Source organism: Qipengyuania gaetbuli (assembly GCF_009827315.1).
Classification (GTDB): Bacteria; Pseudomonadota; Alphaproteobacteria; order Sphingomonadales; family Sphingomonadaceae; genus Qipengyuania; species Qipengyuania gaetbuli.
In genome coordinates this window covers 2043110-2054578 of the sequence record NZ_WTYF01000004.1, presented here as the reverse complement: position 1 = coordinate 2054578, position 11469 = coordinate 2043110, and the positions used below count along the sequence as shown (strand labels likewise).

Below are 11469 nucleotides of genomic sequence, written 5' to 3'. Positions count from 1 at the left end.
GACCGCAGGTCAGTGAGTCAGGCTTTAGAGACTTCTGACGACACCCGGTGACGGAAGGTAACGTTCACACGTTCCGAGAGAATCAGGTAGGGCAGCCAGATGGCCACGCTAATGAGGACGGTGTGCACATTGGTGGTCAGGAGGCGAGACAAGGGTTCACCGATGGACGCCGGCAGCTCTAGCCCCCCTGCAATCCGAGCGAGCATGAGCTTGCTCAAAAGGTCCAGTATCCACACGTACCCCAACATACGCGGAAACAGCGGAACCGTACGTAAGGCCATTACAAAACACACCATGTAAAAAAAATTCATGGCAGCGACTTCCAAGCTCATCGCAATAAATAGCGAGAAAGCCCACTCCGGCGCGTTCTGATTCAAGGCGGGCATGATCACCAGGAATTCGCCTGTCCTTATGGCTACCCCAAAGACCATGCCAACCACCAATGAGGTGAGAAATCCCGTCGGCCCGAAGCTGGGATGCGCTTGTGCTTCGCTACGATCGAGCTCCCGCCAATTTCCGAACAAAGCGAGACGATATTCCGGTTGGTCCCGATTATGCAGGAATGCAGCACGACCGATCATGAAGCCTGCGATAGGTGCCAGCGCGATGAAGATATAGGGTAGCACCAGCTGCACCATGTCGAAGGCACCATGCACCGGCACCATCAGGCGGCTTACCTTATAGGTGAGCAGACTTGCCATCAGCGCCAGCCAGGCGAAGGCGAGCAACCCAAGGTGGTTTTCGATCCAGGTGGTCAGCGCAACGCTGCGCAGGTGGAGATCATCCTTCCAGCGCGCGAACCAGGCGGCCAGAACGGGAAACGGCGAAACCGTTAATTTCCCCCCGGCATTCGCTGGCCTGCGAATCATTTCAAACTCCTTGCCGAATCAGCAATTTCCCGATTCGAGCAGTGCGATAAAGCCGCAACTCGTACCGCCTGTTAACTAGCAGAATTAACTTTTCCCCGAATTATCTTGCTGAGAATCCGAGAAATTGTTAAATCATTGCACCAAAGTTGACCGTAACGGCTGTTTGCGGGAACTTGCAATTGCTCCGAGGGAGCCAGCGTGAAACGGATCGGCGCATGCCGATTAAACAATAAAAGGTCGCGCCGGTTCCAACACCTTACCCCCTCGGGCGGGCCATCCGGAAATAGATGCCGGGGCCCTGTTTAGAAATGGACACGTCGCTCTCCTGGCGAAATGTCATTCAAGACTTGGGGTAATATCATGTTCAAGAACTTTCTTCGCAATGAATCGGGCGCTTCGGCTGCCGAATACGCTCTGATCCTCGCCATCGTCGGCCTCGGCATCGTTGGTGCAACCGTGTTCCTCGGCGGCGAAATCGCTGGCGCGATCAACACCGCCGGCACCACGATTCAGAATAACGGCGTTTAAGCGACACTGGAGGACCCCGCCGGATTTCCGGCGGGGTCTTTCTCGCTTTGGGCACATAATGCCCGCAATCAATCAGGGGGGTAAGCCATGCAGGGCAGGAATCTGCTGATCGCCGGCATTGCCGTGTTTCTCGGCCTAGTCGCCGTCTATCTCGCGAATGCTTATTTTTCCGGCATGGAAGAACAACAAGAGGAGATTGCTGAGCAGCAGCAACTTGCCCGCATTGTCGTCGCTTCCCAGCCCCTCGCCTTTGGCCAGCAGCTGACAGACACGAATGTGCGATTGGTCAACTGGCCCAGCGATTCGGTGCCCCAAGGCGCCTATACGTCTCTTGAGCAGGCGATGATGGGTGGCCGAGTGGCGCTGCGCCCGATCGTACCCGGCGAACCGGTCCTTGCCTCCAAGGTCAGTGGCGACAATGGTCGCGCAACCCTGGCATCCAACCTTCCAGAAGACATGCGCGCCGTGTCGATCCCGATCAACGACGTATCCGGCGTGGGCGGTTTCGTCCGTCCGGGCGACGTGGTCGACGTGATCCTGACCCGCCAGATCCCCGGTGAAGGTGCGCAGCCGACCGACAAGATGACCACCGTTGCGCTCGAGAACGTCCTCGTCCTCGGCATCGACCAGGTGGCCGACGAGAACAACACCGAACCGATCGTGAGCAAGACCGCCACGCTGCAGACCGACATTTACGGCGCGCAGAAACTGGCGCTCGCCCGCGAGATCGGCGTGCTCAGCCTGGCGCTGCGCAATGTCGAGAACCAGGAAGTTGGCGCTACGGAAACCGTAGTTGCTAACGATCTGGGAGGCGCCGGACGCTATGTGTACCGCCGCATGGGGGGCGCTGCCCCGGCAGTGGCGGGTCCTTCCTATTCGCCGGCCCCGCGCGGAGCTAGTTCTGCTCCGCAACAGGCCAGTGCCCCGGCACGCCCGCGCGGTCCGACCATGAGCGTCGTGCGCGGCACCGAAGCAGAAACCTATTCCGTGGAGGCTCTCCGTGGTTACTAAGAAAGCAGCCCTGGCGGCATTCGCACTGACCACCGCGCTTTCCGCGGCGGCCCTTCCCATCCCGGCCCTGGCCCAGACGCAGTATTCGGGTGCTTCCATGCACGCCGGTACGGTCGAAATCCCGGTCAACAAGAGCCAGGTCGTCACGGCCGACGTGCCGATCGACCGCGCGATGATCGGCAACGATGAAGTGGCCGACATCCTGCCCGTCTCGGACCGTTCGGTCTACGTGCTGGGCAAGAAGATCGGCACCACTTCGCTGACGCTTTACGACCGGTCGAACCAGGTCATCGCAGTGATGGACATCGCCGTGGGCCCCGACGTGCTGAGCCTGCGCGAACAGATTTCGGACCTTCTCCCCGGCGAGGCAGTGGATGCCCGCATGTCGGGTGAAGCGATCGTCCTGTCGGGTTCGGTCAGCGATGCCGGCGTTGCCGACCGCGCCGTCCAGCTGGCCAAGGCCTATGCTGGCGGCACGGACAACGTGCTCAACTTGATGACGCTCAACGGCAGCCAGCAGGTCATGCTGGAGGTGCGCTTTGCCGAAGTGTCGCGCAGCATCGGCAAAGAACTGGGCGTGCGCACGCTTTTTTCCTCAAATGGCGGAAGGCTATCAGGCCTAACTGGACTGGGGTCGCAGCTTATCGCGACACCAGAGGATGCGCTTCCAAGCAGCAATTACGGAAACCGCAGCCTCGGGCAGGATGAACTCTTTGGGACGTTCGGCGTGCTGACGCGCTCCTTCACGGACATTCTCGGTCTGAATGTGGACATCGCGATCGACGCGCTTGAAGAAAAAGGTCTTGCCAAGACTTTGGCTGAACCGACTCTTGTCGCACTCTCGGGTCAGAGGGCATCTTTCCTGGCCGGCGGCGAATTCCCTATCCCGGTCCTTCAAAGCGGCGGTGGTGGCGGTCAAGGCGGCCAGAACGGCATCACGGTCGAGTTCAAGTCCTTCGGCGTCAGCCTCGGCTTCACTCCGACAGTCCTGTCGAACAAGGTCATCAACCTGGTCGTGGAACCGGAAGTCAGCTCGATCGACGAAAACGCGTCCATCCAGCTTAACGGCATCCGCATTCCGGGCCTCCAGACCCGCCGGGCCAGCACCGTGCTGGAACTGCGCGACGGCGAAAGCTTCGCCATTGCCGGGCTGCTGCAGCGCGATTTCCAGACGACGGTCAACCAGATCCCGATCCTCGGCTCGATCCCGATCATCGGATCGCTGTTCCGTTCGACCGGCTTCCAGAAGGGCGAGACGGAACTGCTGATCATCGTCACGCCGCGCCTCGTCGCGCCGATCCGGCCCGAACAGGTGCAGTTGCCGACCGACCGCGTGAAGGACCCGATCCAGGCGGACGTGCTGCTCAACGGCAATGCGCACCGCGTGAACGACCTGCCGCCGATCCAGGGTGGAACCCCGGCGAACACGCAGCAGGGCACCGAAACCACCGCGCAGGAGGGCGCCGATGACTATGAATTCTAAGTTCATTCGCACCCTTGCTCTGGCAGGCGGCACGCTGGCAGTGGCCGGCTGCGCCACCGGCAGCGGCGAGGATTTCATGGCCGACACCACCTGGGGCGAGGCGAACCGCCGGACCATGGCAGCGCAGGTGATCGACCCCAATCCGGTCTATGAAGACCCGATCCCGCCGACTTCGGCCGACAACGCTGTCGACGCGATCGATCGCCTTCGCAACGACCAGGTCAAACAGCCCGAGCGCGTTTCCACCACGGAAGAGCCGGACTGATAGGACATGAAACGATGGCCCGCGCACTTCATCATCTGAGGCGGTTCCACAAGGACCAGAGCGGCGCAGTCGCTGCTACCTATGCGCTGGCCCTCATCCCGCTCGTCGCCATGGCGGGCCTGGGCTTCGACTACGCCCGCATGGCGGGGATGGACTCCGAGCTGCAGAACGGCGCAGACCAGGCAGCCCTTGCCGCCGCGACCCAGCTCGACGGTCGCGTTGGTGCCTGCGCCAGGGCTGGCAATGCCGCTATCGGACTGGTTTCGAATACCACATTGCTGGCCGACGGAAATGATGCGTTGACGGTCGGCACAGCCGTGGGTGTTTCCGCTGACCAGTGTTCTGCATTCCCGGCGATCCGCTTTTTCTCCGAATATACCGACCGGAACAACTTTACCCTCGCCACAGGCGATGACGATGCGAACTATGTCGAGGTAACTCTCGACGGGCGCGAGGTAACGTATTCGCTCGTTGCCGTCACCGGCGTCGCCAACGCGGACGGGATCGCTCTTGCAGTCGCGGGCCTTGGCTCTGCGATTTGCAAGGTCCCTCCGGTGATGATGTGCAATCCCAACGAAAGCAACGACCCGGAATTCACCATTGCGAATTATGTCGGCAAGGGCATTCGCCTCGTCGCGAACGTAAACGGGCAGAATGGTGCCGGAGAGGACCCCGACGAACCGGTAGGAAGCTACGGTCCGGGCGTATTCGGTTATCTCGAGACCAATGCAGGCAATGGTGCAGTCGCAACGGCACAGACACTGGGTCGCGAAAACTTCCCGGGCGATTGTGTCTCCATGGACGGTGCCGACGTGAAGCCGGGCCAGCAGGTTAGCGTGCTTGATGCCCTGAATGTTCGCTTCGGAATTTACGCGAACGGCCTCAACAATGCCTGCGGCACGGGTAATACTTTCTGCCCGCCGTCGGCGAACAGCCGGATCGACCTGGTGCGTGAAGTGGCGCCTGGCGGCAGCGGTGGATCGTGCGCCATCGGCCCTGGCGGCTTCGAGGTTGGCCCGCGACCCTATCGTCCCGTCGATGCGGTCAACAATATCGACCCCTCAAATACGCAACCGATGGGCTATCCGCGAGACAAGTGCCATGCGCTAAGCTTGGCAGGCAACTGCTCAGGAAATGGGAGTGCCCGCATCGGCGATGGCAACTGGGACCGTGCAGCCTACTATGCGACCAATGGTCTTGGCGCGATGCCCACGACCTGGTCGAACTATGGCTATGCCGAGCTGTCGGGCCGATCGACGCCCACCCGCTATCAGCAATATCGCTATGATTACGATCAGCGTGTTTCCAATCTCAACAGGCGGACATTCCAGCACACGCGGACTTCTCCGCCGATCAAAACGATAGACTACGAGCATCAGGGCACGCCTTTTTGCCAGGCCCCCGGGATCGCGCCCGCGAGCACCCCAGACCGTCGCATCCTGAGCATCGCTGTGATCAATTGTACGGCTGAAGAAGTCGGCGCCAGCACGACGGACGCCGATATCCTGAAGTTTGTAGATGTGTTCCTGGTCGAACCGGTCGCGCGGCGCGTCGGTCCGGACGGGACGCGCTTCACGAACAATTCCGACGTCTATGTCGAGGTGATCGGCGCGACGACTGTCGGGGGCGGCGGAACATCAGGGCAGGAGGTCCGCAAGGACGTCCCGTATCTCATCGAATGAAGGCCCTGCGCATCTTTGCCATCCGCGACGACGGTGCCGCAGCGGCGGAAATGGCGCTCATGCTGCCATTGCTCTTGGTCATGCTCTTCGGCGGATTCGAGGCCGGCCACTACTTCTATACGGAACAGAAGATCGTGCAGGCGGTCCGCGAAGGCGCCCGTTATGCAGGTCGCAGGCCATTTGCCGATTTTCCCTGCTCCGGAGCGGCCAGCGCGGCAGCAGTCTCCGCAGTCAAGACCGTGACGCGCACCGGAACCCTGAATGGCACGACGCCCCGGATTTCCAACTGGGACGCAAACCTGATCACGGTTACCCACACTTGCGACGCCTCATACGCCTCGCAAGGGATTTTCAAGGGCAATGCGGGCGGAGCGCCCGTTGTTACGGTCACAGCCGCCGCGACATATCCCTCGCTCTTTGGCGCCCTGGGTCTGATCGATGGCACCTACCAGGTGCGTTCGTCGGCGCAGGCAGTGGTGAACGGCATATGATGAGCTCACTTCATCTCCTGAAACGATATGGACGCGAGAACGCAGCAGCCTCTGCCGCAGAGTTCGCCTTGGTTCTGCCCGTCATGCTGCTCTTCCTTATCGGCATAATCGACGTCGGCTACTACATCTGGCAGGTCAATCGGGCAGAAAAGGCCGTCCAGATCGGTGCCCGATGGGCAGTCGCTACGGACATGGTTCCGGCAACTTTGCGCGACTACAGTTTCGCGGTTTCGGGCGGCATCCCCCAGGGCACCGTCGTTCCAGCAGGATCGTTTCCCAAGGTTACCTGCACTTCATCAAGCTGCACTGCCTGGGGTCACAACCAAGCCGCGTTCGATTCTATTCTGGACCGGATGCAGGAAATAAAATCGGGCATCGCAGCCAACAACCTTATCGTCGAATACGAATGGTCAGGCCTTGGTTACGCCGGGGACCCCAACGGTCCGGACGTCGCTCCTATCGTCACGGTGAGGCTGACTGGCATGACCCATACGCCGATTACATCGCTGATTTTCGGCACCCTAAACCTTCCCACCTTCGCTTATTCCCTGACCGCGGAAGACAGCGCTGGAAGTTTCTCGAATTGAGCTTGCAATGACCGATTTCTCAGACACCTACCATACGGATACCGGAATGACGCTACCTGATGGGGTGCACGTGTTTGCACGCGAGGAGGCGCTTGGGAACATCGCTATCCTCGACAGCGCACTAACCCTGCACAACACCGGACTAGCTGAGGACTTCCCGGCCGCCGCCATCGAGCATGCAACCATCGCTGTCGTGGAAATCGATTCCAACAATCCTTCGTCCCTGGCACGCCTGGAAAGACTTCGTGCCCTGAGGCCCAATCTTCCGGTGATCGCAGGGCTGCAGGCCGCACCGGTTGCGACTGTGCGCTCTCTTTTGCGCAAGGGCGTATCCGACGTGCTCGAACTTCCATTTTCGAGTGAAGAACTCGTTGCTGCGATTATCGATGTAGCGCGCATCAGCGAAACGCCGGCAGCCCCTGTCGAACTTGCGCCCGTCATCGCGGTCATCGGTGCCGCTGGTGGAGTCGGCGCAACGACAGTTGCTACCCAGCTTGCCCCGTTGATGCCCGAGCACCTGGGCGACAACGCCCGTGCTGCCCTGATCGACCTGTCATTGCAGAGCGGAGACGCGTCAGCCTATCTCGACAAACAGGCCAAGCTCACAATTCATCACCTTTTCGGTGCAGTCGGCAGGATAGATGATGAACTGATCCGCTCGGTCGCGATGAAATGTGATGACGGTTTCGATCTCATCGCCGCGCCGGACGAAATAGAGCCGATTGAAAGTGCACCAGCCGAGGCCGTCTCACAGGTTTTGCGTGAAACTAGAAAGCGCTACGACCTTGTAATCCTCGACATGCCATCGACGATCGCAAACTGGGCAATGCCTGTCCTGCTCTCCGCTGATGTCGTGGTGCTCGTAGGCCTAGGCAAACTCTCCGCCCTGCGTCACGTCAAGCGCAAGCTGTCGCTTCTCCAGATGCTTGGCCGTCCACGCGATTCAATCGCCATCGTGTTGAACCGCTGTGAATCCGGATTGTTCAAACGAGCAGATGCCTCCCAGATGGAGGAGTTGCTTCACCATCCGGTCGAACAGATGCTTGAGGATGATCCCTCTCTCCTCGAGGAAGCTCAGCTACAAGGTTATGCAGTTTCGCACCTTCAGAAGCGCGCGAAACTTTCGAAACAATTTGCGGAATTGGCAGCAGCACTCGGCGACAAGATCGAGAAGGACAGCTGACATGTGGAAGATCAAACTAGACGATAGCCAGAACCAGGATCACGATCCTGCAACCACGTCCGAGCCCATCTCGACCGAAGAGGAGCAACGCATTCTTTTCGGCCGGAAGGACGAGAAGACCGAAAAGATGCTGCAGCTCAAGCTGTCGATCCATCGCAATCTGCTGGACCGGCTCAACCTTGCCCTGCTCGACCAGGCGCCAATTGAGCAAATCAAGTCTCAAATCGCGGCCATGCTGCCCGAACTGCTCGCCGATTTCGACGAGCCGCTGAACCGCGAGGAACGCGACCAGCTCGTCCAGGAACTGGTCGACGAACTCATGGGCCTCGGTCCGCTCGAGCCGCTGCTGGCGGACGACACCATCACCGATATTCTCGTCAACGGCGCAGAAACGGTATTCGTCGAAAAGCGCGGCCAGCTCGAACGGGTGGCCACGCGCTTCCAGGATGAAAAGCATTTGATGCGCGTCATCCAGAAAATCGTCAGCGCGGTCGGACGACGGGTCGATGAAAGTTCGCCCTTCGTCGACGCACGCCTTGCAGACGGTTCGCGCGTCAACGCCATCGTCGCGCCGCTTGCCCTTGATGGATCGCTCCTTTCCATCCGTAAGTTCGCCAAGAAGCCGATCAGCATCGCCAAGATGATCGACCTGGGCAGCGTGCCAGAGCAGATGGCCCCGGTGCTTGAGGCAATCGTGCGCTCGCGCCGCAACGTGCTGATCTCCGGCGGTACCGGTTCGGGTAAGACGACCCTGCTCAATGCGATGTCGTCCTATATCGACGAGGGAGAGCGTATCGTTACGATCGAGGACTCGGCGGAACTCCAGCTCCAGCAAACCCATGTGGCCCGCCTCGAAACGCGACCGGCGAACATCGAAGGCCGCGGCGAGGTAACGCAACGCGACCTGGTGAAGAATGCCCTGCGAATGCGTCCCGACCGCATCATCGTCGGCGAAGTCCGTGCCGGCGAGGCTTTCGACATGCTGCAGGCCATGAACACGGGCCACGACGGGTCGATGACCACTGTCCACGCCAACACGCCGCGCGACGCGCTGAGTCGTGTGGAACAGATGATCGGCATGAGCGGCATCGATATTACTTCCAAGTCTTCGCGCGCGCAGATCGCTTCGGCCATCAACGTAGTGGTCCAGGTCGGCCGCCTTTCCGACGGTCGCCGCAAGATCAAGAGCCTGTCCGAGCTGACCGGGATGGAAGGCGAGACGATCACCATGCAGGAGATCTTCCGCTTCAAGATGACCGGCCGCGGGGAAGACGGCAGCGTGCTCGGTCACTTCGAGGCGACTGGCATCAGGCCCAAGTTCCTCGCCGACGCGGAAGCGCACGGAATCCACCTTTCGGCGGATCTGTTCCGTCCAGACATGAAGATCGGCTGATGGCTACAGAAATTGTCCGCATCGTATTCTTGCTCGCAATCTTCGCAGCTGCCTTCCTATTATTCCAAACTATTGGAAGAGTAGTCGCATCAAAGCGAGCTCATTCTGCGGCAGCAAACCGTCGAATGACAATGATCCAAAGCGGAACCAACCGCGAGGAACTCTACAGCGAGTTATTGAAGAACCGTCCTCGAGAACACGAAGGCTTACCGTCATTGATCCGAAATGCGGTCGTCTCTTTCGAACACAATGTCTATACATCCGGTGTTAGTTGGAGTGTCTCGCAGGTCGTCGTGGCGATGTTGGTCGGCGCGGCCATACTATTTGTCATCGCCTTGGCAATTGCATTGGGTACTGGTGCCGAATTGGGATTCGGCGCTGTCCAGGTGTGTTTGATCTTCGCAATTGCTGCTGGAATTATGCTCCCTTATCTTGTCCTCAAGCGGATGGCGGCGGGTAGACGAAAGAAAATTGAGAGCCAATTTCCCGTTGCATTAGACATCTTCGTCCGAGCCCTTCGTTCCGGCCATCCTGTCGCTTCCGCAATCGATTTGCTCACGCAAGAAATGGAAGATCCCATCGGATCTGAGTTCGGATTGGTGAGCGACGAGGTCACCTATGGTGCGGATCTCACGATGGCTCTCGATGCAATGGCCGAGCGTTGGCAACTCGAAGACATGCGAATGTTTGTCATCTCGCTCTCTGTCCAAGGGGAAACCGGAGGCAACCTTGCGGAAATTCTCGAGAACTTGGCAAACGTAATTCGTGAGCGCGCGGCCCTCTATCTCAAAGTCCGTGCTCTAAGTTCCGAAGGTCGCATGACTGCTTGGATGCTTTCGGTATTGCCCGTCTTCGCCTTTGTAATGACGTTCCTCGCGGCGCCATCATTCTATTTGGACGTAGCGGACGACCCAATTTTCATCTGGGGCTGGGCGTTTCTGGTGACCCTATACATCGTCGGCGTCATAGTCATGCGCAAGATGATCAACCTCAAGGTGTGACATGTTAGAGATTGCAGCCTCAAGCACCGCTTTCCGCATTCTTGCCCTAGCGATTGTTTTTGCTCTGGTTACCGGCGCAATCCTTATCGTCGTAAATGGAGTTGAGGCTCGGAGGCGCGCTAGCCGCCAGATTGCTCGGCTTGATGCAGCGACTTCGGCCACCTCCCAGGTCGACTTGCTTAGAGATCAGCGCAAGGATCGATGGGCCAAAATCGCCGATACTATCGAGAAGTCCGGCATAAGTCTGTCTGACAAAAAAAACTTAAAGCTAGAACAACAACTTCGGATGGCTGGCTATCGCAACAAAGGTGCGGTGAGAACATTTACTATTGCAAAAATATTATTGGTTTTCGCACTGCCTGGAATTTATTTACTTCTCTCGTTTTTCAGCGCTGAACCGCCATCGGTTTTAAAGCTTTATTTTGTCAGCTCGATACTAGCTGTAGTTGGCCTGTATTTGCCAAACCTGTATGTGCGCGCCAAGGCCGACCGGCGCAAAGAACAGATTATCAATGGCTTCCCTGACGCGCTTGATCTCATTCTGGTCTGTGTCGAAGCTGGTTTGGGCCTAGAGGCAGCCCTCGACAAAGTGGGCCGCGAGATGAGTGGGTCACATACATTAATAGCAGAGCTTTTGGTCGAGACGACACTCTTGATGCGCGCAGGCGCGTCCAGAGAACTAGCCTTGCGTCAGCTCGCCAACAATTCAGGCGTGCAAGAAATTCGTTCCTTTTCGACGCTCCTGATCCAGTCGGACAAATTAGGCACCAGCATAGCTGACACGCTTCGGATTTATGCTGGTGAAATGAGAGAATCTCGGCGCCTCCGTGCCGAAGAAAAAGCCCACCGTATTCCGGTACTCGTATCAATCCCTCTAGTGGCATGCATGCTACCGGTGATGATTGGCGTATTGGCGCTGCCGGCAATTATCGGGTTCGTCCGTGAACTTGGCCCCGCGATGGCAGGAGGAGGATAA

General features: G+C 58.7%; 12 protein-coding genes. 11 read left to right on the top strand and 1 reads right to left on the bottom strand.

The genetic code is table 11. From position 1 onward, the window contains the following. Positions 1-17 precede the first annotated feature (17 nt). Entirely contained in the window at positions 18-869 is an 852-nt protein-coding gene (locus tag GRI42_RS12635) for a DUF2569 domain-containing protein (protein ID WP_160608824.1), read from the bottom strand. A 360-nt stretch (positions 870-1229) separates the two neighbouring features. On the opposite strand from GRI42_RS12635, the gene GRI42_RS12630 reads away from it, so the two are divergent. The 11 genes from GRI42_RS12630 to GRI42_RS12580 all read left to right on the top strand — a co-directional run bounded on the left by GRI42_RS12630 (position 1230) and on the right by GRI42_RS12580 (position 11469). Beyond that, positions 1230-1397: a Flp family type IVb pilin gene (locus GRI42_RS12630; protein WP_160608823.1), complete on the top strand. Its 168-nt coding sequence runs from the start codon at positions 1230-1232 to the stop codon at positions 1395-1397. A gap of 87 nt (positions 1398-1484) precedes the next feature. After that, positions 1485-2408, top strand: a complete 924-nt coding sequence (gene cpaB, locus GRI42_RS12625) for a Flp pilus assembly protein CpaB (protein ID WP_160608822.1) — start codon at positions 1485-1487, stop codon at positions 2406-2408. Further along, on the top strand, positions 2398-3891 hold the full coding sequence (locus GRI42_RS12620) for a type II and III secretion system protein family protein (RefSeq protein ID WP_325065335.1): 1494 nt from the start codon (positions 2398-2400) through the stop codon (positions 3889-3891). The genes cpaB and GRI42_RS12620 overlap by 11 nt, the downstream gene beginning before the upstream one ends. Further along, complete coding sequence (locus tag GRI42_RS12615; protein ID WP_160608821.1) at positions 3875-4156, top strand: hypothetical protein; 282 nt, start codon at positions 3875-3877, stop codon at positions 4154-4156. The genes GRI42_RS12620 and GRI42_RS12615 overlap by 17 nt, the downstream gene beginning before the upstream one ends. 14 nt (positions 4157-4170) lie before the next feature. Continuing rightward, positions 4171-5838 (top strand): TadE/TadG family type IV pilus assembly protein, encoded by a 1668-nt coding sequence (locus tag GRI42_RS12610; RefSeq protein WP_160608820.1) that lies wholly within the window; start codon positions 4171-4173, stop codon positions 5836-5838. Beyond that, positions 5835-6329 (top strand): TadE/TadG family type IV pilus assembly protein, encoded by a 495-nt coding sequence (locus GRI42_RS12605; RefSeq protein ID WP_160608819.1) that lies wholly within the window; start codon positions 5835-5837, stop codon positions 6327-6329. The genes GRI42_RS12610 and GRI42_RS12605 overlap by 4 nt, the downstream gene beginning before the upstream one ends. Further along, positions 6326-6916 (top strand): TadE family protein, encoded by a 591-nt coding sequence (locus GRI42_RS12600; RefSeq protein WP_234033949.1) that lies wholly within the window; start codon positions 6326-6328, stop codon positions 6914-6916. The genes GRI42_RS12605 and GRI42_RS12600 overlap by 4 nt, the downstream gene beginning before the upstream one ends. A gap of 7 nt (positions 6917-6923) precedes the next feature. Beyond that, entirely contained in the window at positions 6924-8099 is a 1176-nt protein-coding gene (locus GRI42_RS12595; RefSeq protein ID WP_160608818.1) for an AAA family ATPase, read from the top strand. 1 nt (position 8100) lies between these two features. Further along, entirely contained in the window at positions 8101-9492 is a 1392-nt protein-coding gene (locus GRI42_RS12590) for a CpaF family protein (protein WP_199800465.1), read from the top strand. Beyond that, complete coding sequence (locus GRI42_RS12585) at positions 9492-10493, top strand: type II secretion system F family protein (protein WP_160608817.1); 1002 nt, start codon at positions 9492-9494, stop codon at positions 10491-10493. Before GRI42_RS12590 ends, GRI42_RS12585 begins: the two co-directional genes overlap by 1 nt. Position 10494: 1 nt before the next feature. Then, entirely contained in the window at positions 10495-11469 is a 975-nt protein-coding gene (locus GRI42_RS12580) for a type II secretion system F family protein (RefSeq protein ID WP_160608816.1), read from the top strand.

Excerpts from the sequence above, each read along its gene's own strand:
- GRI42_RS12635 (WP_160608824.1), bottom strand. The coding sequence starts at position 869 with ATGATTCGCAGGCCAGCGAATGCCGGGGGGAAATTAACGGTTTCGCCG.
- GRI42_RS12630 (WP_160608823.1), top strand. The coding sequence starts at position 1,230 with ATGTTCAAGAACTTTCTTCGCAATGAATCGGGCGCTTCGGCTGCCGAA.
- cpaB (WP_160608822.1), top strand. The coding sequence starts at position 1,485 with ATGCAGGGCAGGAATCTGCTGATCGCCGGCATTGCCGTGTTTCTCGGC.
- GRI42_RS12615 (WP_160608821.1), top strand. The coding sequence starts at position 3,875 with ATGACTATGAATTCTAAGTTCATTCGCACCCTTGCTCTGGCAGGCGGC.
- GRI42_RS12610 (WP_160608820.1), top strand. The coding sequence starts at position 4,171 with ATGGCCCGCGCACTTCATCATCTGAGGCGGTTCCACAAGGACCAGAGC.
- GRI42_RS12605 (WP_160608819.1), top strand. The coding sequence starts at position 5,835 with ATGAAGGCCCTGCGCATCTTTGCCATCCGCGACGACGGTGCCGCAGCG.
- GRI42_RS12600 (WP_234033949.1), top strand. The coding sequence starts at position 6,326 with ATGATGAGCTCACTTCATCTCCTGAAACGATATGGACGCGAGAACGCA.
- GRI42_RS12595 (WP_160608818.1), top strand. The coding sequence starts at position 6,924 with ATGACCGATTTCTCAGACACCTACCATACGGATACCGGAATGACGCTA.
- GRI42_RS12590 (WP_199800465.1), top strand. The coding sequence starts at position 8,101 with ATGTGGAAGATCAAACTAGACGATAGCCAGAACCAGGATCACGATCCT.
- GRI42_RS12585 (WP_160608817.1), top strand. The coding sequence starts at position 9,492 with ATGGCTACAGAAATTGTCCGCATCGTATTCTTGCTCGCAATCTTCGCA.
- GRI42_RS12580 (WP_160608816.1), top strand. The coding sequence starts at position 10,495 with ATGTTAGAGATTGCAGCCTCAAGCACCGCTTTCCGCATTCTTGCCCTA.